Here is a 22,552-nt window from a genome sequence, read left to right as displayed (position 1 = left end):
GCCTCGAAGCCTCTTGGGTCAGACCTTGAGGAGCAGCTTGCCGGTGTTGACCCCGTCGAAGAGTCCGAGCAGCGCGTCGGGGAAGCCGGCGACGCCACCCTCGAGCACCGTCTCGGTGGCGACGAGGCGGTCCTGCTCGATCAGCTTCGAGATCGCCGCGATGCCCTCGGGGTAGCGGTCGAGGTAGTCCATGACGAGGAAGCCCTGCATGCTCGCGCGGAAGACGAGGAGGGCCATGTACCGACGCGGCCCCTCCGCCAGCGTCTCGTCGTTGTAGGTGGAGATGGCACCGCAGATCGCGATGCGGGCGCCACGGGCGAGGTTGGCCAGGGCGGCGTCGAGCAGCTCGCCACCCACGTTGTCGAAGTACACGTCCACGCCGTCGGGCGCTGCACGACGCACCTGGCGCAGCAGGTCGCCCTCCTTGCGGTCGATGACCTCGTCCAGCCCGAGGTCACGCAGCCAGGCGACCTTGTCCGGCCCGCCGGCGACGCCGATCACGCGGCACCCCTTCGCCTTGGCGAGCTGGGCGACGACGCTGCCGACCGCACCGGCAGCGGCCGAGACGAGCACGGTCTCCCCCGGCTGCGCGCGACCGACGTCCTCGAGACCGAAGTAGGCCGTCATGCCGGGCATCCCGAGCGCACCGAGCCAGGTCGCCATCGGGGCGACGTCGAGGTCGAGCTTCGTCACCCCCTTCCCGTCGGAGAGCACGTGCTCGCGCACGCCGAAGGTGCCGCTGACCGCGTCACCGACCGCGAAGTCCGCGTGCTCGGAGGCGATGACCTCCCCGGCCGCGAAGGCGCGCATGACCTCGCCGATGCCGACGGGCGGCACGTAGGAGCGCACGTCGTTGAGCCAGCCGCGCATCGCCGGGTCGAGGGAGATCAGGTCGATGCGCACGACGAACTCACCCGGGCCGGGCTCGGGGACCTCGGTCGTGGCGAGCTGCCACGTGCTCGCATCGGGTCGACCCTGCGGCCGCTGGGCCAGACGTACTTCCTGCGACGACCAGCTCATGGGAACTCCTGCCGATGGTGGGATGGACGGTCGCCGTCACCCTCCCACAACATGAATCCGACCTCAACTATATCTTGAATCGGAATTCAAGTATCGCTACTGTCGGCCCAACGCACCCCCTCCGACGCAAGGACCTGCACATGGACATCCCCTCCCTCTTCTCCCTCGACGGCCGCGTCGCCCTCGTGACCGGCGGCTCCCGCGGCATCGGCCGGATGATCGCCGAGGGCCTGCTCTGCCAGGGCGCCCGGGTCTACATCACCGCCCGCAAGGCCGAGGCCTGCGAGGCCACCGCGGCCGAGCTGTCGGAGCAGTACGGGCAGGGCCGCTGCGTGGCGCTCCCGGTCGACGTCTCCACCACCGACGGCATCGCCGCGCTGCTCGAGGCCTTCCGCACGCACGAGGACCACCTCGACATCCTCGTCAACAACGCCGGTGCGGCCTGGGGTGCGCCCTTCGACGAGTTCCCCGAGGACGGGTGGGACAAGGTCATGGACCTCAACGTCAAGACGCCGTTCTTCCTCACCCAGGCCGCCAAGGACCTCCTCCTCGCCGGCCACGAGCGCGGCGGACACCTGGCCAAGGTGATCAACATCGGCTCGATCGACGGCCTCTCCCTCAACCCGCTGGAGACGTACTCGTACCACGCGAGCAAGGCGGGGATCATCCACCTCACCAAGCGGATGGGTGTGCGACTGGCCCCGGAGGGGATCGTCGTCAGCGCCATCGCGCCGGGGGCCTTCGCCTCGAACATGAACAAGGACGCCCGCGACAACTCCGAGGAGGTCAGCGCCCACATCCCCTCCGGTCGCATCGGCCGCCCGGAGGACATGGCCGCCGCGGCCGTCTACCTCGCTTCCGCCGCCGGGGACTACGTCGTCGGCACCACCCTGACCGTCGACGGTGGGGTCACCATCGCCCGGTGATCCCCCCTTCGCCCGGCTCTGCATGACAAACCCCCGCTCCGCAAGGGTCTCGAACCCTTGCGGAGCGGGGGTTTATCGGGTGACCCGATATTCGGGGGGCACGTGGGGCCAGGTCAGTCGGCGCGCAGCTCCGGCGTGGTCAGGCCCAGGGCGTTGGTCCACATCCGGGTCGCCGCCTCGACCAGGTCGTCGACGGGCTCGGGTGCGTAGTCGCCGATGAAGACGTCCTGCGCCAGTCGCGAGATCATCCCGGACAGCGCCATCGCGGCGAGCTTGGCATCGATCTTGCGGTCGGCCAGGCCCCGCCGCTGCAGGTCGGCGATGGCGCGGGCGTTGCGGGTGACGAAGGCATCGGCGCGCGCCTGCCGCATCTGCCGGAACCGCGGGTCCACCGCGGCCACCTGCAGGAGCAGCTGGTTGAGCCGGGCATTGCGTCGGTAGGCCTCGAAGTAGGCGCGGTTGCTCGCCCCGATGATCTCCACGGGGTCGTCCACGCTCTCCATGCGCCCCGTGCCGGGGTGGAGCATCTCGCTCTGGGCCTCGTGCAGGACCGCGGCGAAGACCTCGTCCTTGCTGTCGAACCACGTGTAGAAGCTGCCGATCGAGCACTTCGCCTCGGCCGCGATGTCGACCAGCCGCGAGTCGACGTATCCGTCCCGCTCGAAGACCGTGCGGGCCGCGGCGATCAGCGCGGCGCGGGTGCGCTGGCCACGGGCCGTCTGCGGCTGCGTGCCCAGCTTCTGGGGGTCGACGAGGGCGGGGGCCTCGGTGGGAGCGCTCTCGCTCTGACTCGCCATGGCGGTCACCTCAGTCTTCCCGGTCCAGGACGCTGTGCCCGCACACGACGATCTCGTCGACCGCCGAGGCCGGGATGGCCCCGGCGGCGGTCAGGTTGCGCGGGTCGTCCTGCTGCCGGCGACGCACCCCCTCGAGGATGATCGCCAGCTTCCACAGGCCGAGCGCGTTCCAGAAGGGTACTGCCGAGACGTCCCGACCGGTGACCTGCGCGTAGTGCTCGACGAGCTCAGAGCGCGTGGCGAAGCCCGGGACCATCGAGGCGTCGAAGCGCCTCGACGGTGGGTCCCCGGGCTGCGGCCAGTAGGCCAGGAGGGTGCCGAGGTCGGCGAGCGGGTCCCCGAGCGTGCACAGCTCCCAGTCGAGGATGGCGCGCACGTCGGCCTCCTGCGGGTCGATGATCACGTTGCGCAGGTGGCTGTCCCCGTGGACGAGGGTGATCTCGCCCGGCCCGGGGTCGAGCGCGGCGAGCCGCTCCGTGAGCCGCTCGAGCTCGGGCAGCTCACGCGTCTTGGACAGGTCCCACTGACGGGACCACCGGCGCAGCTGCCGGGCGCCGTAGGGCTTGTGGCTGGCCAGGTCCGACAGGCCGACCTCCTCGAGGTCGACCGCGTGGATGTGCCCGAGGGTCTCGACGAGGGAGAACCCGACGCGGTGGCGGGCCGGTGGCGTGAGCTCCTCGGCGTCGGCGCGGTCGTCGAGGACCGCGCCCTCGACGAAGGAGACGACGAGCACGGGCACGTCCGTGACGGCCGGGTCCTCGCACAGCCCGTGCACGACCGGCAGGGGGACATCGCTCCCCTGCAGCGCCGAGAGGATGCGGTGCTCCCGCGCCACGTCGTGCGCGGAGGCGAGCAGCTCACCCAGGGGCGGCCGCCGCAGGACGAGCCGCTCCCCCTTCGCATCCGTCGCGAGGTAGGTGAGGTTGGACTGGCCCAGGCCCACCCGCTCGAAGGTCACGGGCGGCTCGAAGCCGATCCCCAGGCCCTCGAGCCAGCTCGACATGGCCTGCGGGTCCAGTCCCTCGGTCACGCTGCCGTCGCTCGCATCCTGCATCGCGTCTCCTTCGTCCGGCCGTTCTACTTCTTCTTGCCCCACTCGGGGCTGCGCCGCCGGTACTCGCGACGCGCGATGGTCATCTTGTGCACCTCGTCGGGCCCGTCCGCGAGACGCAGCGTACGCATGTGTGCGTACCACATCGCCAGCGGGAAGTCGTCGCTCACGCCGCCGCCGCCGTGCACCTGGATGGCCCGGTCGATCACCTTGAGCGCGACGTTGGGCGCGGCGACCTTGATCGCCGCGATCTCCGTGCGCGCCACCTTGTTGCCGACGGTGTCCATCATGTGCGCGGCCTTGAGGGTGAGCAGCCGGGCCATCTCGATCTCGATGCGGGACTCGGCCACCCAGTCCATGATGTTGGCGCGGTTGGCCACCGGCTCACCGAAGGTCGTGCGGCTCTGCGCCCTGTCGATCATCAGGTCCAGGGCGCGCTCGGCCACGCCGATGGCGCGCATGCAGTGGTGGATGCGGCCGGGCCCGAGACGGGCCTGGCTGATCATGAAGCCGTCACCCTCACCGGCCAGCAGGGCGTCGACGGGCACGCGCACGTCGGTGAAGGTCACCTCGGCGTGGCCCTCGCGGTCCATGTAGCCGAAGACCGGCAGACCCCGCTCGATCTTCACCCCGGGGGCGTCGATCGGCACGACCATCATCGACTGCTGCCGGTGGGTCGGGGCCTCCGGGTCGGTCTTGCCCATGACGATCATGACCTTGCAGTTCTTGTGCAGGGCGTTGGAGGTCCACCACTTGCGGCCGTTGATGACGTACTCGTCACCGTCGCGGACCATGCGCGTCTCGACGTTCGTCGCGTCGGAGCTGGCGACGGCCGGCTCGGTCATCGCGAAGGCCGAGGCCATCTCGCCGGCGAGCAGCGGCTTGAGGTACTTCTCCTTGTGCTCGTCGGTCCCGAAGAGGGTGAGCACCTCCATGTTGCCGGTGTCCGGGGCGTTGCAGTTGATCGCCTCGGGAGCGAGCTCCAGGCTGCGCCCGGTGATCTCGGCCAGGTGCGCGTACTCGAAGTTGGTCAGGCCCGGCCCCCACTCCGGGTGCGGGTGGAAGAGGTTCCACAGGCCGCGGCTGCGCGCCTCGGCCTTGAGGTCCTCGAGGACCTGGGGGTGGTGGTTGGGGTCGCCGGCCGCAGTCATCTGCTCCCGGTAGACCGACTCGGCCGGGTAGACGTGCTCGTCCATGAAGGCGAGCAGCCTGTCGCGGTACTCCTGACCGCGCTCACTGAGATCGAACATCGGAACCGTCCTTGGTTGGGTTGGCTGGTGGTGCTGGGTCATGGCGTGGCGGCGGGCGAAGGGAGGTCGAGCAACTCGCGCACGCGCGGCGCCGTCTCGCCCGCGTGCCGGTGGTGGACGCCGGTGATGCCCAGGCGCGCCGCGCCGACGAGGTTGTGCTCGAGGTCGTCGACGAGCACGCACTCCTGCGGCGGTAGACCGAGCCGCTCGCAGGCGATGGCGTAGATGCGCCGCGAGGGCTTGCGCACGCCCACCCGGCCCGAGATCACGGTGACGTCGAAGAGCTCGTCGAGGTCGACCCGGGCGTAGCAGTCACGCCCCAGGGAGTTGGACACGAGTGCCACCGGGACGTCCCGGCGGCGCACCTCGCGGACCAGCTCGACCATGGCCTCGTCCAGCTGCAGGCGCGCCGCGATGCGCGCCAGCAGCCCGCGGGCCTCCAGCCGGCCACCCGCCTCGGTGAGCGCCTGCGCGAAGGCGTCCTCGAAGCCCTCGTCGTCGAGACGGCCCTCCTCGTGCTCGCGGAGCGCGACGCGGGCCCCCTCGTGGCGGGCGAGCAGGGAGAGCGCCTCGCCGGGCGCCAGCCCGGCCTCGGCACCCAGGGCACCGAACGCATCGGCGATCGGGGTGGTGAGCACTCCGCCGAAGTCGATGAGCATGCCCGACAGCGGGCCGCCCGCCCCGCTCCCCGGCGCCTCGGGCGATGATGGTGAGCTCATGTGACTCCCCCTCCTCGGACAAAAGCGTGTGGGGACTGTATACTTGAACTCTGATTCATATTCAAGTGCGGATCGAGGCGATGTGGCGGAGCTGGCGTCCGGCCGGACCGAGGTGCGTGGCGCCGTGGCGACCGGCCTGGCGGTCCTCTTCGGCGTGACCGGCCTGGGCAGTGCCGCGGTCGCCGTGGCGCTGCCGACCATCGTGACGGACCTGGACGTCACCGCGGGTCGGGCCGCGCTCGTCGTCAGCTGCTACTCCCTCGCCCTGGCCGTCGGCAGCGCCATCTTCGGCCGGCTCGGCGACATCTTCGGCATCCGGGCACCCCTGGCGCTCGGGCTGTCGGTCATGGTGGCCGCCGCCTGCGCCGGTGCGCTCGCCGGCAACCTGCCGGCACTCATCGCCGCACGCACCCTGCAGGGGCTCGGCGCCGCCGCCGTGCCGGCCCTGACGCTGGCGGCCGTGCAGGCTCTCTTCGAGGGGGACGCGCGGGCCCGGGCGATGGCCACCTACGCCGGGGTCGGGGCCACCGTCAACGCCCTCGGACCGGTCATCGGGGCCATGCTCGTCGAGCCGCTCGGGTGGCGGCCCGTGGTGGCCATCCCCCTCGCCGCCCTCCTCGTGATGCCGTTGCTGTGGGGCGATCTGCCGACCCGACGGCAGGCCGGCGCGACCATCGACGCGCCCGGCGCCGCGCTCGTCGCGGTCGCGGCGACCGGAGCCGTCCTCGCCCTGCAGTGGGCCACGCTCGGACCCGTCCCGGCCCTCATCGGCCTCCTCGCCCTGGTCACCGCTGCCCCGGTGGCGGTCCTGCGGTCGCGCCGGCACCCGGACGGCATCGTGCAGGCGGCCCTCATCGGTGACCCCGGCGCCCGCCGGAGCCTGCTCACGGCCGTGAGCCTGCCGTCGGCGTGGTTCGGCATGCTCGTGGCCATCCCGACGGCACTGACCGCCCACGGGTGGACCGGTGTGCAGATCGGTTTGCTGCTCGTCCCGTGCGCGGCCCTGGGCATCGTGGCCCCCCGCGTCAACGGGCCGGCGCTCGTGCGCTTCGGCCCCGCCCGCGGCCAGCTCCTCGCGACGCTCGGCACCGCCCTCGCGCTCGTGCTGGCCACCGGCGGCGTGGCCCTGGTCTCCGGCCCCCTGCTCGTGCTCGCGACGCTGGTGCTCATGCTCTCCTTCGGCCTGGGGCAGCCGGCCATGACCACGCTCGTCGCCGACTCCGTCCCGGTCCGCACGCGGGGCGGCGCCCTCGGGCTGCTCACCCTCGTCTTCCTCATGGGCGGCAGCCTCGGTGCGGCGACCGTCGGCGGACTGGGTGCGCAGATCGGTCTGGCCGGTGCCCTGCTCACACTCGTCGTCCTCCCCCTCGCGGCCGCCGCCGCCTTCGCCCCGTCCCTACGCACCCGCCGCTGACCCGCAGAGACCACCCCCGCCCCCTTCCACACCCGAGGAGCTCCCATGACCGACACCGACCACGTGCTCTACGACCTCACCGACGGGGTCGCCACCATCACCCTCAACCGGCCGGAGCGCCGCAACGCCATGTCCGGGCCGATGATCGAGGGGCTCGGCGAGCTGCTGCAGGAGAGCGCCGACGACCCACGGGTCAGGGCACTGGTCCTCACCGGTGCCGGTCGCGCGTTCTGCGCGGGCGGGGACGTGCAGCAGTTCGATGCCGACGGCGGCGAAGGGGGCGGTGCCAGCGAGGTGGACCCCGCAGCCGTGGCCGAGCAGGTGCGCCACCAGGAGATGACCGTCGGTCAGATCCACGCCTTCCCCAAGCCGGTCCTGGCCTCCCTCCCCGGCGCGGCCGCGGGCGCCGGCCTCGGCCTGGCCTTCGCCGCGGACCTGCGCATCGGCACCCCGCGGACCGTCATGGCCACGGCCTTCGCCACCGTGGCCCTGTCCGGGGACTTCGGCGTGGCGTGGTTCCTCCACCAGCTCGTCGGGCCGGCGCGGGCGCGGGAGCTGCTCCTGCTCAACCCGCGCCTGGACGGGCAGGCCTGCCTCGACCTCGGGCTGGTCAACCAGCTGGTGCCCGAGGACGAGCTGGCGGAGCGCACCCACGAGATGGCTCGACGGCTGGCGGACGGGCCGGCACTGGCGCTTGCGCACCTCAAGCAGAACCTGCGGGAGGTGCCCTTCCAGACCCTCTCGGAGGCGATGCGCGCGGAGGTGCCCCGCCACAAGGAGTGCGGCCTGACCGAGGACCACATCGAGGCCGTGAGCGCCTTCGTGGAGAAGCGCCCGCCGGTCTTCGGCCGCTGACGGCTGTCACCGGCCTGCCCTAGCGTGGTGACATGGCCCACGTACTCCTCTTCCCGTCCGTCCTCGGTGTGCGCCGGGGCGTCACCGACCTCGCCGACGCCCTGACCGGCGCCGGCCACGACGTCACGACCGTCGACCCGTACGACGGGCAGACCTTCGAGGACTATCCCAGCGGCATGGCCCGCACCAAGGAGATCGGCGAGGAGGCCCTGCGGGCACGGGGCCTGGAGGCGGCGAAGGGGGTCGGTGCCCCCTTCGTCGCCGTCGGCTTCTCGGTCGGTGCGGCCATCGCCCAGTGGGTGGCCGCCCAGTGCCCCGACACCGCCCGGGTCGTCGTGATGGTCGGCGGTGGCATCCCGATGCAGCACCTGGATGCGACGTGGCCGCCCGGGGTGGCCGGCCAGGTGCACGTGACCGCCGGGGACCCCTTCCACGAGGAGGACCGCCAGCTCGACGCCACGATCGACGAGCGGCTACAGGACGACGTGGAGCGGGCCGGTGGCGAGTTCACCTACGTCGAGTACCAGGGCGAGGGGCACATGTTCACCGACCCCTCACTCGGCGAGTACCAGCCCGAGGAGGCGCGGATCCTCACGCGTCGCGTCGTGGAGCTCGCGGACTCCGTGGGCTGATCCGGCCTACCGCTCGAAGTACGCCCGCGGGTTGGTCACGAGCATCGTCTCGATGTCCTGCTCGCTGGCGCCGCCCTCCAGGAGGGCGGGGATGACGTCCTCGCTGATGTGGCGGTAGTTCCACCGGGGGACGGTCTGGCGCTTGGCCTCGGGGTCGAACCAGTCGATGAAGCACGACGCGTCGTGCGCGAGCACCATCTTCTCCGCGTAGCCACGCCGCAGCAGCTCCAGGACGGTCGCCACCCGGTCCTCGAAGGGCAGCAGCACGTCGAGGCCGAAACGGTCCATGCCGAGGTAGGAGCCGGCGTCCGCGAGCTTCGTGAGGTAGTCGATCTCCGTCGTGTCCCCGGAGTGACCGATGACGACCTTCGACAGGTCGGCCCCCTCCTCCGCGAGCACCCGCTGGGCGACGAGTCCCGACCCGGTGTGCGGGTTGGTGTGCACCGTGATCGGGGCCCCGCTCTGGGCGCTGGCCTGGCCGACCGCCCGCATGACCCGCTCGACCCCCGGGGTGAGGCCCTGCTCCTCGATGGCGCACTTGAGGAAGCCGGCACGCACGCCGGTGTCCGCGATCCCCTCCCGCAGGTCCTTGAGGAAGAGCTCGGTGAGGGGCTCCGGCACGTCGAAGAGCAGCCCCGGGCCGGTGTAGTGGAACTGGAAGGGGATCTCGTTGTACGTGTACAGCCCGGTGGCCACCACGACATTGAGGTCGATCTGCTCGGCGACGCGCTGGACCCGGGGTAGGTAGCGCCCGAGCCCGAGGACCGTCGGGTCGAGGATGGTGTCGATGCCCAGGGACGGCAGCGCTCCCAGCTCCTCGACGGCCTCGGCCACCTTGGTGTCCTCGTCCCAGTCGTCCTGGTAGTTCTGCCGGTACTCCTCGCCCAGCACGAAGATGTGCTCGTGCGCGAGCACCCGGCCCAGCTCGGCGGAGTCGATGCTCCCGGTCACTGTCGGTACGGCCACCATGTCGCGCTCCCTCGAGGTCGTGTCCTCGGAGCATAGAGAGACCTGAACCCGGTTTCAAGAGTGGTGGAGCGGGTCACTCGGCCAGCTGCCGCCCCCGCAGCTCCGGCAGGAGGAAGGTGGCTGCCGCAGCGACGCCGAAGGCGGCGGTGAAGATCGAGAAGACGAGGACGTCGCCGCTCGCGCCACCGCGCTCGAGGAGGAAGGGCACCATCAGCGGAGCGAGGATGGAGGCAAGGCGCCCGAAGCCGGCCGCCGCGCCGGCGCCCGACCCGCGCACCGCGGTCGGGTAGATCTCCGGGGTGATGGCGTAGAGCGCGCCCCAGGCGCCGAGGTTGGCGAAGGAGAGCGCGCACCCGGCGACGATGATCGAGGTCACCGAGTCGGACTGGCCGAAGAACCACGCGGAGACGGCGGAGCCGACGAGGAAGGCCGCGAGCGTCGCCCGCCGCCCCCACACCTCGATGAGGACCGCGGAGAGGGCGTATCCCGGCAGCTGGGCCAGCGTGATGATCAGCGTGTACATGAAGGACGTCGTCACGTCGTGACCGCGGGCGACGAGCAGCGACGGGATCCACAGGAAGGCGCCGTAGTAGGCGAAGTTCACCGCGAACCACACGATCCAGATGCCCGCGGTGCGCCGCCGCAGCGCGGCGGACCACAACCCGTGCGCTGCGGTCACGGCATCGACCGGGGCCGGCTCCCCCTTCGCCCTCGCGACCGTCCCCGGCTCGATGCCCGCGGACTCCTCGAAGCCGCGCACGACCTCCTCGGCCTCCTCGTGGCGGCCGCGGCTCTCCAGCCACGCGGCGGACTCGGGCAGGCCGTAGCGCACGACGAGGGCGTAGACGGCAGGGACCAGGCCGAAGGCCAGGCCCCACCGCCAGCCGTCGTCCCCGTGGGGGATGACGTAGAAGCCGATGACCGCGGCGAGGATCCACCCCACGGCCCAGAAGGACTCGAGGGCGACCACGAGACGGCCGCGGATGCGCGTCGGGGACAGCTCGCTCACGAGCGTCGAGGCCACGGGCAGCTCCGCGCCGAGCCCCAGACCGACGAAGAACCTCAGGACCATGAAGAGCGCGACCCCGCCCACGAGCGCGGAGGCGCCGGTGGCCAGGCCGTAGACGACCAGGGTCGTCGCGAAGACCGCCCGGCGGCCGAACCGGTCCGCCAGCCGCCCGCCGAGCGTGGCGCCGATCGCCATCCCGATGAAGCCGATGGTGACGATCCACGACCTCTCCCCCGTCGTCAGGCCCCACTGCTCGGCGAGCACGACGATGACGAAGGAGATCAGCCCGACGTCCATCGCGTCGAGAGCCCACCCGACCCCCGAGCCGACGAGGAGACGGGTGTGCCGTCGCGTGTACGGCAGACCACCGAGTCGATCGCCTCGGGACGGGGCGCTTCCGGTGCTGGTCATGGACGTCCTCCTGTGTCGACGCATCGGGGCCATCCTCCACCCGGAGGACGGCCCCGATGCGACGGGTCCCGACGGCGCTGCCGCGTCAGCCCTGACCCGATCGACGGCCGAGCAGCCAGCCGAGGACGAGTCCCGCGACCCCCGCGAGCGCGTACGGCGCGTAGGTGCGCAGGAGGACCGGCCCCACCGCCGCGCCGAGGTCGAGGGCGTCGGTGGCACCGCCGCGCCCCGCGCCGACCGCGTCGGTGCCCTCGGAGCCGCTCCGGCTGGGCGGGGCATCGGTCACGCCCACCGGAGGCGGGCCGGCCGCCGCAGGTGGCGAGGCTGCCGCGGGTGGCCGACCCGACGCGGCAGCGGCGCCCGCCACCGCGGAGGCCGGCATCGCCGCAGCGGCGGGCGGCGGCCCGGCATCGCTTCCGGGCGCCTCCCCCGCCGGCTCGGCGCCGCCTGGGGCAGCCGGGGCGGCCGGCGCCGCGGCGTCGCCACCCGCCGGGGCGGACTCCTCCGGCGAGTCCGCCGAGCCGGGGGACGCCGGAGCGCCGACCTTGGTGGCCAGGCAGTCGACGAACTGGCCCAGCAGCTTGTCGGAGACGTCCTGCATGACACCCCGTCCGAACTGCGCGGGCTTGCCGGTGACGTTGAGGTCGGTGACGACGGTGACCGAGGTCTCCGAGCCGGACTCGACCATGCTCATCGTCACCGTGGCCCCGGCCGTGCCGTTGCCGCGCTTGTCCCGGCCCTTGGCCTCGATGACGGCCCGGTGGGCGCCGTCGTCACGCTCGACGAAGGCCCCGCTGCCCTTGTAGACCATGGCGATCGGCCCGAGCTTGACCTTGACCGTGCCCTCGAAGGAGTCACCGTCCGCTGCGGTCAGCGTGGCCCCGGGGAAGCACTCGGCGACCCCCTCGATGTCCATCATCGTGGCCCATGCGGTGTCGATGGGCGCGGTGACGCTGAACTGGTGTTCCAGATCCATGACTCACACTCCTGCTGCGGCGAGCACGGCGCGGCGCGTCAGGACGCCGGCCAGGTGCCGTCGGTAGTCGGCTGCTCCGTTGAGGTCGGAGGGGGGCTCGGTGCCGTCGGCGGCCCTCGTCGCCGCCTCGCGGACGGCGTCAGCGGTGGGGGCCTGCCCGATGAGGGCCTGCTCCACCGACCGCGCGCGAAGGGGGGTGGCCCCCATGTTGGTCAGCGCCACCCGGGCATCGGCGATGGTGCCGCCCTCGACCCTGACCGTCGCGGCGACCCCGACGATCGACCACTGGTGCTCGAGACGGACGAACTTCTCGTAGTGGGCTCCCCACCCGGTGTGCTTGGGGATGCGGATCTGCGTGAGCAGCTCGTCCTCGCCCACGGCACTGGTGAAGAGACCGACGAAGAAGTCCTGCGCCGCGACGGTGCGCGAACCGTTCGGACCGACGACGACCATCTGGGCGTCGAGGGCCAGAGCCACCGTGCCGATGTCCCCCGCGGGGTCGGCGTGCACCAGGGCCCCGCCGAGCGTGCCGCGGTGCCGGATCTGCGGATCGGCCACCTCGGCGAGCGTCACCGACAGCAACTTGGCGTGCTCGCTGACGAGCGGGTTCTTGCGCACCTCGTCGTGGGTGGCCATCGCGCCGACGACGATGCTGTCGCCGTCGTCGGCGATGTCGCGCAACCCGGGGATGCGCCCCAGGTCGATGACCGTCTCGGGGGTGTTCATCCGCAGCCGCAGGATCGGCAGCAGGCTCTGGCCACCGGCCAGGACCTTGGCCTCGTCACCGTGCTCGGCGAGCGCCGCGAGCGCCTCCTCGACCGTCTGCGGTGCCACGTAGTCGAACTGGGACGGGATCATCGGACTGCTCCTTCCGAACCGGCGTGGTCCTGGATCGCGCGCCACACCCGCTCGGGCGTGCACGGCATCGTGATGTCGGTGATGCCCCACGGCCGCAACGCGTCGACGACGGCGTTGACCACCGCCGGTGTCGAGGCGATGGTCCCGGCCTCGCCGACCCCCTTGACCCCCAAGGGGTTGTCGGTGGACGGGGTCACCGTCCGGCCGGTCCGGAAGGAGGGCAGGTCCGCCGCCGAGGGCAACGTGTAGTCGACGAAGGTGCCGGTGACGAGGTTGCCGTCGTCGTCGTAGATCGCCTCCTCGAAGAGCGCCTGGGCGATCCCCTGTGCGAGTCCGCCGTGCACCTGGCCGTCGATGAGCATCGGGTTGATCGCGGTCCCGATGTCATCGACACAGGCGTAGGTGCGCAGTGCGACGTGCCCCGTCTCGGTGTCCACCTCGACCGCGCACAGGTGCGTGCCGTGGGGGAAGGAGAAGTTCCCCGGGTCGTAGGTGGCCTCCGAGTTGAGGGTGGGCTCCATGCCATCGGGCAGATCGTGCCCGGTGAAGACCGCGAAGGCGATGTCACCGAAGGGGACCGACGAGCCCGGGGCACCCGCGACGGTGAACTTCCCGTCCGCGTACTCCAGGTCGTCCTCGTTGGCCTCCATCATGTGCGCGGCGATCCGGCGGGCCTTCTCGATCACCTTGTCGACCGCCTGGACGACGGCGACACCACCGACCGTCAACGAACGGGACCCGTAGGTGTCCAGTCCCTTCGGCGAGCTCTCGGTGTCGCCGTGGATGATCTCGATGTCATCGAAGGGCACCCCCAGGCGGTCGGCGACGATCTGGCTGAACCCGGTGACGTGTCCCTGCCCGTGCGGGCTGATCCCGGTGACGACCTCGACCTTGCCGGTCGGCAGCACTCGTACGGATGCGCTCTCCCAGCCGCCGGCGCCGTAGTCGAGGGAGCCGAGGACGCGGGAGGGCGCCAGACCGCACATCTCGGTGAAGGTCGAGATGCCCAGGCCGAGTTGGACCGGGTCGTTGCTCTCGCGGCGCCGGGCCTGCTCGGCCTTCAGCTCCTCCCAGCCGGCGAGCTCGAGCGCCTTCTCGGTCGCCGCCTCGTAGTTGCCGGAGTCATAGGTGAGGCCGGCGACGGTGGTGAAGGGGAACTCCTCGTGGGTGATCCAGTTCTTGCGCCGCAACTCGAGCGGGTCCATCTCCAGCTCGGCCGCGAGCTCGTCCATGATCCGCTCGACGCCGAAGGTGGCCTCCGGCCGTCCCGCGCCGCGGTAGGCGTCGGTGGGGACCTTCGTCGTGAAGACCCCGTCGCACCGGAAGCGGTAGGCGGGGAACTTGTAGATGCCGGGGAACATGAAGGCCCCGAGCACCGGCACGCCCGGGGTGAGCAGCCGGAGGTAGGCGCCCATGTCGGCGATGAGGTGGACGTCCAGCCCGGTCACCTTCCCGTCGCGGGTGGCGGTGATGGTGAGGTCCTGGATCTGGCCGCGACCGTGGTGGGCAGCCGCCATCGACTCCGACCGGGACTCGGTGTACTTCGCCGGTCGACCGAGCGCGCGGGCCACCAGCGTGGTGATGACCTCCTCCGGGGTGATCGTGATCTTGCCGCCGAAGCCACCCCCGACGTCGGGCGCGACGACCCGGACCTTGTGCTCCGGGATGCCCAGGGTCAGACCGAGCATCGTGCGCAGGATGTGCGGGATCTGCGTGCTCGACCAGACGGTGATCGCGTCGTCGGCCGGCTGGACCACGACCGAGCGCGGTTCCATGAAGCCGGGGCTGAGGCGCTGCTGGACGAAGCGTCGCTTGACCGTCACCTCGGCGTCCCGGGCCGCGTCCTCGACGGAGCCGCCGGAGCCGGCGGCCGCGGAGTCGAGCTCCCACGTGTAGGACTTGTTGGTGCCCGCGGACTCGTGGACGAGGTCTGCCCCGTCGGCGAGTGCGGCCTCGAGGTCGAGGACCGGGGGCAGCGGCTCGTAGTCGACGTCGATCTCCTCGAGCGCGTCGACCGCCTCGCCGGGCGTCCGGGCGGCGACGACGGCGACGGCGTCACCGGCGAAGTTGACCTGGTCGACGGCCAGAGACGGCGCGCCGGGGTTGACCATGTCGGGCGTGACCGGCCAGGCGCAGGGCAGGTCGCCCTGGACGTCGGCGAAGTCCTTGCCCGACCACGCGCCGAGGACCCCGGGGGCCGTGCGGGCGTCACCGACGTCGATCGAGGTGATCTTCGCGTGGGCCATCGGGCTGCGCAGGATGGCCAGGTGGACCATGCCCGGCAGGATCATGTTGTCCACCCAAGTGGTCCGCCCCGTGACGAGGTGGCGGTCCTCCTTGCGCGTGCGCGAGGCGCCGATCTCCGAGGTGGTGCTCGTGGGCTGGTCGTCGACGGCGGTCATGACCGGTCACCCCCCGCCACCTGCTGCACGGCGCGCACGATGTTCTGGTACCCGGTGCAGCGGCAGAGGTTGCCCTCGAGCCCGGTGCGGATCTCCTCCTCGGTGGGGTCCGGGTTGTCCTTGAGCAGGTCGAGGGAGGCCATGATCATCCCCGGCGTGCAGTAGCCGCACTGCAGCGAGTGGCAGTCGGTGAAGGCCTGCTGCATCGGGTGCAGCTCACCGTCCTTCGCCAGACCCTCCACGGTGTCGACCGACGTGCCGTCGGCCTGGACGGCGAGCACCGTGCAGGACTTCACGCTCGACCCGTCGAGGTGCACGGTGCAGGCGCCGCAGCTGCTCGTGTCGCACCCCACCACGGTCCCGGTCTTGCCGAGCCGTTCGCGCAGGTAGTGCACCAGCAGGGTGCGTGGTTCGACGTCGTCGGTGTACTCGACACCGTCGACGTGGACACTGATCCGGGTCATCGTTGACTCCTTCGTTGGTGTGTCGTCAGGTCATGATCTGGTGGTCCAGCAGCTCGGGCGCCGTCTCCTCCGACGCCCCGTCGCGGTTCGTGTGGTGGATCGGCCCGCGGGTGTCGGTCAGGCGCCGGCCCTGCCCTCCCCAGCGGTGGGCGATGATCTCGGCGGCGATGCTCACCGCAGTCTCCTCGGGGGTGCGGGCACCCAGGTCCAGCCCGATCGGGCTGGACAGCCGACCCAGCTCCTCCTCGGTCAGGCCGCACTCCCGCAGGCGGGCCATCCGGTCGTCGTGCGTGCGACGAGATCCCATCGCGCCGACGTAGGCGACCTGCGGGGCGCGCAGGGCCACCTCGAGCAGCGGCACGTCGAACTTCGGGTCGTGGGTGAGCAGGCAGATGACGGTGCGGGAGTCGATGCGCCCCGCCTCCAGCTGGGCGGTGAGGTACCGGTGCGGCCAGTCGACGACGACCTCGTCGGCCTCGGGGAATCGGGACCTCGTCGCGAAGACGGGACGCGCGTCGCAGACGGTCACCTCGTAGCCGAGGAAGGACCCGACCCGCGCACAGGCGGTGGCGAAGTCGATCGCGCCGAAGACGAGCATCCGTGGCGCGGGCGCGTACACGGCGGCGAAGACCCGCATGCCCTCCCCCCTTCGCTCCCCGTCGGGACCGTAGGTGAGGGTCTCGCTGTGGCCGCCGGCGAGCAACCCGCGGACGTCGTCGAGGACGGCTGCGTCGGCGCGGTCGCTGCCGATGGCACCGTCGTGGTCCTCGTGGTGGACGACCATGCGACGTCCCACCCACGCGGGGTCGGTGTGCTCGACCACCGTCGCGACGGCGACGGGTCGTCCGGCGTCGATGTCCGCGGCGACGCCCTCGAGCTCGGGGAAGGTCGTCGGGGAGACCTTCTCGACGTAGACGTCGAGGATGCCGCCGCAGGTCAGACCCACGGCCATCGCGTCGTCGTCGCTGACCCCGTACCGGTGCAGCTGCGGTCGCCCGTCCCCGAGCACCTGCTCGCCGACCTCGTAGACCGCGCCCTCCACGCACCCGCCGGACACGGAGCCGACGGCCTCGCCGTCGGGACCGATGAGCATCGAGGCACCCGGCCCCCGCGGCGAGGAGCGCCAGGTCGCGACGACCGTGCCCATCGCGACGTCCTCACCGGCACGCCACCACCGGATCAGCTCCCCGAGCACGTCACGCACGCCCGACCACCCCCGTGGGACGGCGTCCGGTCACAACGGGACCCGGGTGCGGTGAAACCGTCGGTCGAGACATCGACCGACGCCACTGTCGGGTCCATGATCGGATCATCGTCCATAGCCGCAGCCACGGCAAGAGGTCCCGGACATCGCAGGAGCCCAAGCAGTTGCGAAGGTAGTCGCCTCCGGACCTCGCAGGAGCCCAAGCAGTTGCGAAGACAGCGGGCCGAAACTCGCAGGAGCCTAAGCAGTTGCGTAGGGGGGCGGGCCGGACCTCGCAGGAGCCTAAGCAGTTGCGAAGGGAGTGGCCTCCAGCGCCAACAGCTGCCGCTTCGCCTCGGGACCGCCGCGGTACCCCCCGTCGCTCCCGTCGCTGCGGACCACCCGGTGGCACGGCAGGACCAGCGGGACCGGGTTGTTGGCGCAGGCGCTGCCGACGGCACGCACGGCACCGGGGCGGCCGGTGGCCGCGGCCACCTGGGCGTACGTCGCGGTGCGGCCGTAGCCGATGGTCGGCAGGGCCCCGACGACCTCGCGCCGGTAGCCGCGGAGCAGGCGCAGGTCGACGGGCACGTCGACCTGCCGGCTGCGGCCGTCGAGGTAGTCGGTGAGCGCGCGGGTGACGGTGTCGAGCCGGGCCGGGGCCTCCAGCACGCGCGGGCTGACCCGATCGGCCAGGTCGGCGAGGACGGCATTGTGGTCCTCCAGGGCGAACGCCACCCGGACGACACCCGCCTCCGTCGCCGCGAGGAGCAGCGGGCCGAGCGGGGAGTCGATGACGCGGTAGGCGATGTCGAGCAGCCCCGCCGCAGCGGCATCGGCCGTGAAGCGGTGGTGCAGACGATGCAGCAGCTCGTTGTCGTTCATCGGATCTCCTTCTCCCGCAGTGCCTTCAGTCCGTCACTGGCGGCGCGACGCGTCGCCGCCTCGGTGCCGCCGACGAGCCGCGCGACCCGGGCGTGCGACAACCCGCCGAGGTAGCGGTAGGTGATGACCTGGCGTTGCTTGGTGGGCAGCTCGGCGACGTGCCGCCACACCCCTTCGCCCTCGTCCGGCTCGTCCTCGGTGACGACCTCCGGCAGCTCGGCCACGGGATCGGTCCGGCGGCGGGCGCGGGCCCGGTGGACGTCGGTGCACTTGCGGCGCGCGACCGTCGCCAGCCACGCGGCGACGTCGAGATCCGGCGGCAGGTCCGGCCACGCGGACAACGCCGCCAGGAAGGTCTCGCTCCAGGCGTCGTCGACGTCCGCCGCGTCCAGCCGCGAACGGCAGATGGCGAGCACCCGCGGCCCGTGCTCCCGGACGACGAGCTCGAAGGGGGGCAGCCTCGCCCCGTCGTGGGGCCGGCCCCGCGCACCGTGATCAGAAGAGGGCATCGCGCTCGCTCGCGGCCGGCTCCTCGAGCGCGAGCAGGTGACGCTTGCGCTCGAGCCCACCCGCGTACCCGGTGAGCGACCCGTCCGCACCGACGACGCGGTGGCACGGGACGACGATCGAGACCGGGTTGGCCCCGACGGCCCGACCGACCGCCTGGGCGGCGCCCCCGCTCTCGGCCGCGAGCTCCCCGTACGTGAGCGTCGCGCCGTAGGGGATGCGGCTCAGCCGTTCCCACACGCGGCGGTGGTGCTCGCCACCCCGCAGGTCCAGGGGCAGGTCGAACTCGCGCCGGCGCCCGTCGAGGTACTCCCCCAGCTGGGCCGCGAGCGCGACGAGGACCGGCTCGTCGGCGTCCGTGCGGGGACCGAAGCTCTCGGGGTCCGGCAGCGTCCAGTGCCCGGGGAAGTACAGGCCCACGAGCGCCGTCCCGCGCCCCTCGGCCTCGTCGAGCACGGCCGTCAGCTCACCGACACCCGTCGGGAGCAGCGCGTGCCGAGTGGTCATGGGTCCGATCATGGTGGATGTCGTCACACCATGTGAACGCACGGCCACCCGGATGCGTGAGGTCAGTACCCTCCCGGCATGAGCATCCGCGCGTGGCAGGCCCAGCAGCTCGGCACCCCGGCCGAGGTCCTCACCCTCGTCGAGGCGCCCACCCCGGCGCCCGGCCCCGGGCAGGTGCGGGTGCGGGTGCGGGCGAGCGCGGTGAACTTCGCCGACACCCTCATGTGCGCCGGGGAGTACCAGGTGAGGCCGGAGCCTCCCTTCGTCCCCGGTCTCGAGGTGTGCGGCGACGTGCTCGAGGTCGGCGAGGGGGTGACCGGGGTGGCGGTCGGCGACCGGGTGCTCGGCGGGACGGCGGTCCCCCACGGCGGGTTCGCGACGGAGTGCCTCATGGACGCGGCCCGTACCTACCCCGCCCCCACCGGGCTCGACGACGCGGCGAGCGCCGCGCTGATGATCAGCTACCAGACCGGGTGGTTCGGCCTGCACCGACGGGCGGCACTGCGCGAAGGGGAGACCCTCCTGGTCCACGCCGCCTCCGGTGGCGTGGGGTCGGCTGCCGTCCAGCTGGGCAAGGCGGCGGGAGCGCGGGTCATCGGCGTCGTCGGCGGTCGCGACAAGGTCGACATCGCCGCGCGGATGGGGTGTGACGTCGTCATCGACCGCAAGGCGGAGGACATCATCACCCGGGTCAAGGAGATCACCGACGGGCACGGCGCCGACGTCGTCTACGACCCGGTCGGCGGCTCCGCCTACACCGCGAGCACGAAGTGCATCGCCTTCGAGGGGCGGATCATCGTCGTCGGCTTCGCCAGCGGGCAGGTCCCCGAGCCGCGGCTCAACCACGCCATGGTGAAGAACTACACGATCCTCGGGCTGCACTGGAGCCTGTACGAGCAGCACGAGCCGCAGCTGGTGCAGGAGTGCCACGCCGAGCTGGTGCGTCTGGCCGACGCGGGGTTGGTGGAGCCGCTCGTGACGGAGCGCTTCGACTTCGCCGATACCCCGGCCGCGCTGACCCGGATCGCCGGCGGCTCGAGCACGGGCCGGATCGTTGTGGAGCACGCTCGCTGAAAGCGGGGGCGACCCGCACCCGCTCCGCCGAGGAGAACGAACGGGCACGCCCTTGGTCGTTCGTTTTCTCACTCCCTGAGTCGGGTGCACTCCGCTCGTTCTTCTCGGCTCAGCTCCCGGGGAAGGCCTTGCGCGAGGCGAGGGCCTCCTCGAGCTCGGACTGGGCGTCGATCATCTGGCGGCGCACCCCCTGCTGCAGGTCCTCGCGTGCCAAGCAGGCGCGCGAGAGCTGAAGGGTCTCCTCGCTGACGAATCGGGAGGGGTAGTTCACCGCGGCCACCCGGGAGAGGGCGTCCTCGCCGAGCCACTCGGTCATCAGCGGGACCTCGGTGAAGTAACGCGCGACGTAGGGCTCGACGAGCGAGAGGTCCTCCGGGCCCCAGAAGCCGGCCGAGATGGCGACGAGCTCGTGGTTGCTGCGCTCGCGGTTGGTCGTCAGGTCGGCCCAGGCCGCCCCCTTCGCCTCCGCGGTGGGGATCGCGGCGCGTGCGCTGAGGGCGCCGAGCTGCCCGGTCATCGTCCGGTCCTCCTCGAGGGCGCGGTCGATCTCCTCGGCGCCGATGACGCCACGACGGCTGAGCTGCCCCAGCAGGATCCACCGGAAGTCGGCATCGCCCTCGAGCCCGGCGGGCAGGCCGCGCCCGTCCGCCCACGGCACCAGCCGCCCCTCGACGTCGTCGGTGGTGCGGGCCACGAGACGGGCGGCGTGCAGTGCCCGCGAGGACCCCGGCTCGGCGGCGGCGAGGACCTTCTCCCCCACGTGGGCCAGGCGCGCCCGGGCCGCCGCCTGCTCCTCCTCCGGCAGCAGCACCCGGATGACGCGAGCGGTCAGGTGCATCCCGGCGCGAGAGAAGATCGAGTCGTTGTCCTCGGTGACCAGCGCGTCCTCACCGAGGTCGACGAGCAGACGCGGGTCGACCCGTGCCGTGGCGACGCCGTCACGCAGACCGACCCAGATGACCGCCCTGGCCTGCGCGTCCGAGAGCAGCGGCAGCTGCCCGCGCAGGGAGTCGAGCGACCGGTCGTCGAGGACCGGCGTGGCCCAGGTGCGGTCGCCGGCGTTGGGCAGGATCAGGGGCGCTTCCATGTCGACGTCGGGCACGGGCGCCTCCGCGCCCTCGAGGGTGAGGTCCACGCGGGAGGTCTCGACCCCGCCGTCGTAGGTGGCGATGTCCAGGACGTGCGGACGGTCCGCCGGGTACGCGACCGGGGCGGTGCGCGAGACGGTGCCGGCCATCCTCGCCACCTCGATCTCGTCGACACCGGCGGTCTCGAGCCAGCCACGGCTCCACGTGTCGAGCTCGCGTCCGCTGGCGCTCTCCATCGCACGCAGGAAGTCCGCGAGCGTGCCGTTGCCGAAGGAGTGCGCCGCCAGGTACTCCCGGATGCCGGTGAGGAAGGCGTCGTCACCGATGAACTCGATCAGCTGGCGGATGACGGCGGCGCCCTTGGCGTAGGAGATGCCGTCGAAGTTCGCCAGGGCGGACTTCGCGTCCGGGGCGGGCGAGCCGGCCACCGGGTGGGTCGAGGGCTTGCGCTCGGCCGAGTAGCCCCACGACTTGCGCGACATCGTCGAGTCGATCCACGCCTCGGTGTAGTCGGTGGCCTCCACGAGGCAGCGGTGGGCCATGTACTCGGCGAAGGACTCGTTGAGCCACAGGTCGTCCCACCACTGCGGGCTGACGAGGTCGCCGAACCACATGTGTGCCATCTCGTGGCTGATCGTGTTGGCGCGGGTGAGCAGCTCGTCGCGCCCCACCGCCCCGCGGAAGAGGTAGGAGTCGCGCAGGACGACGCACCCCGGGTTCTCCATCGCGCCGGCGTTGAACTCCGGGACGAAGACCTGGTCGTAGTCGTCGAAGGGGTAGCGGATGCCGAAGATCGAGTGGAAGTAGTCGAAGCTCGCCCGGGTCACCGCGAGCATCTCCGGCGCGTGCTCCTCGAGCTGCTCGGCCATCGATGCCCGCGCCCACAGGCCGAGCCTGATCCCGTCGTGCTCGTCGAGGACGGAGACGTACGGCCCTGCGCACAGCGCAACGAAGTACGTGGACAGCGGCTTGGTCTCGGCGAGGTGCCACACTCCCCCGTCGGCCATCGTGCCGGCGCCGTTGCCGATGACCTTCCACTGCGCCGGTGCCTTGACGGACACGGCGTAGGGAGCCTTGATGTCGGGCTGGTCGAGGCAGGCGAAGACGGCGGGCGCGGCGTCGAGGAAGAGGTGGCTGAAGACGTAGTCCTCGCCGTCCGCGGGGTCCGTTGCGCGGTGCAGGCCCTCACCGTCGTGGCTGAAGCCCATCGTCGCCTCGACCTCGAGGACGTGCTCACCCGTGGTCACCGTCAGCGGCAGTCGCCCCTCGGCGAGGGTCGCGACGTCGACCGGTCGGCCGTCGAGGGTGGCCGAGTGCAGCGTGACCGGCGTGCAGTCGACGAAGGTCGTCCCCTCGCCGCTCGCCGTCAGGTGCATGCGGGTGAGGGAGCCGAAGGTCTCGGCGCCCCGGTCGAGGTCGAGCTCGACCTCCATCCGGGTCACGGACAGCAGATCGGCACGGTGGAGGGCTTCGTCGCGGGTCAGGGAGGGCACACCCGCATCCTGTCATCGTCGGCCCGAGGGCGTGCTGTCACCCAGCGGCCTACACTGACCGC

At 71.9% G+C, this 22,552-nt stretch carries 21 protein-coding genes; 5 read left to right on the top strand and 16 right to left on the bottom strand.

Translation table 11 applies throughout. The annotated features are described in order from the left end of the window. Positions 1-18 precede the first annotated feature (18 nt). Entirely contained in the window at positions 19-1,020 is a 1,002-nt protein-coding gene (locus PVE36_RS02665; protein ID WP_277454406.1) for an NADP-dependent oxidoreductase, read from the bottom strand. A gap of 140 nt (positions 1,021-1,160) precedes the next feature. On the opposite strand from PVE36_RS02665, the gene PVE36_RS02660 reads away from it, so the two are divergent. Further along, entirely contained in the window at positions 1,161-1,946 is a 786-nt protein-coding gene (locus PVE36_RS02660) for an SDR family oxidoreductase (protein WP_277454405.1), read from the top strand. Positions 1,947-2,059: 113 nt separating this feature from the next. On the opposite strand, the gene PVE36_RS02655 is transcribed toward PVE36_RS02660, so the two are convergent. The 4 genes from PVE36_RS02655 to PVE36_RS02640 are packed head-to-tail and all read right to left on the bottom strand — an operon-like array spanning position 2,060 to position 5,763. Further along, positions 2,060-2,743 carry a TetR/AcrR family transcriptional regulator gene (locus tag PVE36_RS02655; protein ID WP_277454404.1) on the bottom strand — a complete coding sequence of 228 codons (684 nt, stop codon included), beginning with the start codon at positions 2,741-2,743 and terminating at the stop codon, positions 2,060-2,062. A 10-nt stretch (positions 2,744-2,753) separates the two neighbouring features. Continuing rightward, positions 2,754-3,797, bottom strand: coding sequence for a phosphotransferase family protein (locus PVE36_RS02650; protein ID WP_277454402.1), 1,044 nt, complete (start codon positions 3,795-3,797; stop codon positions 2,754-2,756). Positions 3,798-3,820: 23 nt separating this feature from the next. Next, complete coding sequence (locus PVE36_RS02645) at positions 3,821-5,044, bottom strand: acyl-CoA dehydrogenase family protein (RefSeq protein WP_277454401.1); 1,224 nt, start codon at positions 5,042-5,044, stop codon at positions 3,821-3,823. Between the two features lie 38 nt (positions 5,045-5,082). After that, positions 5,083-5,763 (bottom strand): HAD family phosphatase, encoded by a 681-nt coding sequence (locus PVE36_RS02640; RefSeq protein ID WP_277454400.1) that lies wholly within the window; start codon positions 5,761-5,763, stop codon positions 5,083-5,085. A gap of 82 nt (positions 5,764-5,845) precedes the next feature. On the opposite strand from PVE36_RS02640, the gene PVE36_RS02635 reads away from it, so the two are divergent. The 3 genes from PVE36_RS02635 to PVE36_RS02625 are packed head-to-tail and all read left to right on the top strand — an operon-like array spanning position 5,846 to position 8,664. After that, positions 5,846-7,177 carry an MFS transporter gene (locus PVE36_RS02635; RefSeq protein ID WP_277454399.1) on the top strand — a complete coding sequence of 444 codons (1,332 nt, stop codon included), beginning with the start codon at positions 5,846-5,848 and terminating at the stop codon, positions 7,175-7,177. 45 nt (positions 7,178-7,222) lie between these two features. Then, positions 7,223-8,032 carry an enoyl-CoA hydratase-related protein gene (locus tag PVE36_RS02630; protein ID WP_277454397.1) on the top strand — a complete coding sequence of 270 codons (810 nt, stop codon included), beginning with the start codon at positions 7,223-7,225 and terminating at the stop codon, positions 8,030-8,032. Positions 8,033-8,064: 32 nt separating this feature from the next. Continuing rightward, the gene (locus PVE36_RS02625; protein ID WP_277454395.1) at positions 8,065-8,664 is read left to right on the top strand and encodes a dienelactone hydrolase family protein; all 600 of its coding nucleotides are present in this window, start codon (positions 8,065-8,067) and stop codon (positions 8,662-8,664) included. Positions 8,665-8,670: 6 nt separating this feature from the next. On the opposite strand, the gene PVE36_RS02620 is transcribed toward PVE36_RS02625, so the two are convergent. From PVE36_RS02620 to PVE36_RS02575, 10 genes are all read right to left on the bottom strand, one after another. Further along, positions 8,671-9,633: a phosphotriesterase-related protein gene (locus PVE36_RS02620; protein WP_277454393.1), complete on the bottom strand. Its 963-nt coding sequence runs from the start codon at positions 9,631-9,633 to the stop codon at positions 8,671-8,673. 73 nt (positions 9,634-9,706) lie between these two features. Beyond that, the gene (locus PVE36_RS02615) at positions 9,707-11,053 is read right to left on the bottom strand and encodes an MFS transporter (RefSeq protein ID WP_277454391.1); all 1,347 of its coding nucleotides are present in this window, start codon (positions 11,051-11,053) and stop codon (positions 9,707-9,709) included. A gap of 85 nt (positions 11,054-11,138) precedes the next feature. Beyond that, positions 11,139-12,029, bottom strand: coding sequence for an SRPBCC family protein (locus PVE36_RS02610; RefSeq protein ID WP_277454390.1), 891 nt, complete (start codon positions 12,027-12,029; stop codon positions 11,139-11,141). Positions 12,030-12,032: 3 nt separating this feature from the next. After that, positions 12,033-12,887 (bottom strand): xanthine dehydrogenase family protein subunit M, encoded by an 855-nt coding sequence (locus PVE36_RS02605; RefSeq protein ID WP_277454389.1) that lies wholly within the window; start codon positions 12,885-12,887, stop codon positions 12,033-12,035. Next, positions 12,884-15,289 (bottom strand): xanthine dehydrogenase family protein molybdopterin-binding subunit, encoded by a 2,406-nt coding sequence (locus tag PVE36_RS02600; protein WP_277454388.1) that lies wholly within the window; start codon positions 15,287-15,289, stop codon positions 12,884-12,886. The genes PVE36_RS02605 and PVE36_RS02600 overlap by 4 nt, the downstream gene beginning before the upstream one ends. Further along, positions 15,286-15,753: a (2Fe-2S)-binding protein gene (locus PVE36_RS02595; RefSeq protein ID WP_277239187.1), complete on the bottom strand. Its 468-nt coding sequence runs from the start codon at positions 15,751-15,753 to the stop codon at positions 15,286-15,288. The genes PVE36_RS02600 and PVE36_RS02595 overlap by 4 nt, the downstream gene beginning before the upstream one ends. 25 nt (positions 15,754-15,778) lie before the next feature. Then, positions 15,779-16,957: an XdhC family protein gene (locus PVE36_RS02590; protein WP_277454387.1), complete on the bottom strand. Its 1,179-nt coding sequence runs from the start codon at positions 16,955-16,957 to the stop codon at positions 15,779-15,781. Between the two features lie 282 nt (positions 16,958-17,239). Continuing rightward, entirely contained in the window at positions 17,240-17,821 is a 582-nt protein-coding gene (locus PVE36_RS02585) for a methylated-DNA--[protein]-cysteine S-methyltransferase (RefSeq protein ID WP_277454386.1), read from the bottom strand. Further along, a complete protein-coding gene (locus PVE36_RS02580; protein ID WP_277454385.1) occupies positions 17,818-18,330 on the bottom strand; it encodes a sigma-70 family RNA polymerase sigma factor in 513 nt (170 codons plus the stop codon). Before PVE36_RS02580 ends, PVE36_RS02585 begins: the two co-directional genes overlap by 4 nt. Further along, positions 18,317-18,835 (bottom strand): methylated-DNA--[protein]-cysteine S-methyltransferase, encoded by a 519-nt coding sequence (locus PVE36_RS02575; protein ID WP_277454383.1) that lies wholly within the window; start codon positions 18,833-18,835, stop codon positions 18,317-18,319. The genes PVE36_RS02580 and PVE36_RS02575 overlap by 14 nt, the downstream gene beginning before the upstream one ends. Before the next feature lie 78 nt (positions 18,836-18,913). Between PVE36_RS02575 and PVE36_RS02570 the strand changes: the two genes are divergently transcribed. After that, on the top strand, positions 18,914-19,909 hold the full coding sequence (locus tag PVE36_RS02570) for an NADPH:quinone oxidoreductase family protein (protein ID WP_277454382.1): 996 nt from the start codon (positions 18,914-18,916) through the stop codon (positions 19,907-19,909). Positions 19,910-20,018: 109 nt separating this feature from the next. Here PVE36_RS02570 and pepN read toward each other — a convergent pair whose 3' ends face one another. After that, positions 20,019-22,490: an aminopeptidase N gene (gene pepN, locus PVE36_RS02565; protein WP_277454381.1), complete on the bottom strand. Its 2,472-nt coding sequence runs from the start codon at positions 22,488-22,490 to the stop codon at positions 20,019-20,021. Positions 22,491-22,552: the final 62 nt, after the last annotated feature.

The organism is Janibacter sp. DB-40 (assembly GCF_029510815.1).
Classification (GTDB): Bacteria; Actinomycetota; Actinomycetes; order Actinomycetales; family Dermatophilaceae; genus Janibacter.
Note: the sequence above shows the minus strand (reverse complement) of the source record. Positions and strands in the feature narration are given on the sequence as shown.

Bases quoted from the DNA above. Each gene is read 5' to 3' on its own strand.
- PVE36_RS02665 (WP_277454406.1), bottom strand. From the start codon at position 1,020: ATGAGCTGGTCGTCGCAGGAAGTACGTCTGGCCCAGCGGCCGCAGGGT.
- PVE36_RS02660 (WP_277454405.1), top strand. From the start codon at position 1,161: ATGGACATCCCCTCCCTCTTCTCCCTCGACGGCCGCGTCGCCCTCGTG.
- PVE36_RS02655 (WP_277454404.1), bottom strand. From the start codon at position 2,743: ATGGCGAGTCAGAGCGAGAGCGCTCCCACCGAGGCCCCCGCCCTCGTC.
- PVE36_RS02650 (WP_277454402.1), bottom strand. From the start codon at position 3,797: ATGCAGGATGCGAGCGACGGCAGCGTGACCGAGGGACTGGACCCGCAG.
- PVE36_RS02645 (WP_277454401.1), bottom strand. From the start codon at position 5,044: ATGTTCGATCTCAGTGAGCGCGGTCAGGAGTACCGCGACAGGCTGCTC.
- PVE36_RS02640 (WP_277454400.1), bottom strand. From the start codon at position 5,763: ATGAGCTCACCATCATCGCCCGAGGCGCCGGGGAGCGGGGCGGGCGGC.
- PVE36_RS02630 (WP_277454397.1), top strand. From the start codon at position 7,223: ATGACCGACACCGACCACGTGCTCTACGACCTCACCGACGGGGTCGCC.
- PVE36_RS02625 (WP_277454395.1), top strand. From the start codon at position 8,065: ATGGCCCACGTACTCCTCTTCCCGTCCGTCCTCGGTGTGCGCCGGGGC.
- PVE36_RS02620 (WP_277454393.1), bottom strand. From the start codon at position 9,633: ATGGTGGCCGTACCGACAGTGACCGGGAGCATCGACTCCGCCGAGCTG.
- PVE36_RS02615 (WP_277454391.1), bottom strand. From the start codon at position 11,053: ATGACCAGCACCGGAAGCGCCCCGTCCCGAGGCGATCGACTCGGTGGT.
- PVE36_RS02610 (WP_277454390.1), bottom strand. From the start codon at position 12,029: ATGGATCTGGAACACCAGTTCAGCGTCACCGCGCCCATCGACACCGCA.
- PVE36_RS02605 (WP_277454389.1), bottom strand. From the start codon at position 12,887: ATGATCCCGTCCCAGTTCGACTACGTGGCACCGCAGACGGTCGAGGAG.
- PVE36_RS02600 (WP_277454388.1), bottom strand. From the start codon at position 15,289: ATGACCGCCGTCGACGACCAGCCCACGAGCACCACCTCGGAGATCGGC.
- PVE36_RS02595 (WP_277239187.1), bottom strand. From the start codon at position 15,753: ATGACCCGGATCAGTGTCCACGTCGACGGTGTCGAGTACACCGACGAC.
- PVE36_RS02585 (WP_277454386.1), bottom strand. From the start codon at position 17,821: ATGAACGACAACGAGCTGCTGCATCGTCTGCACCACCGCTTCACGGCC.
- PVE36_RS02580 (WP_277454385.1), bottom strand. From the start codon at position 18,330: ATGCCCTCTTCTGATCACGGTGCGCGGGGCCGGCCCCACGACGGGGCG.
- PVE36_RS02575 (WP_277454383.1), bottom strand. From the start codon at position 18,835: ATGACCACTCGGCACGCGCTGCTCCCGACGGGTGTCGGTGAGCTGACG.
- PVE36_RS02570 (WP_277454382.1), top strand. From the start codon at position 18,914: ATGAGCATCCGCGCGTGGCAGGCCCAGCAGCTCGGCACCCCGGCCGAG.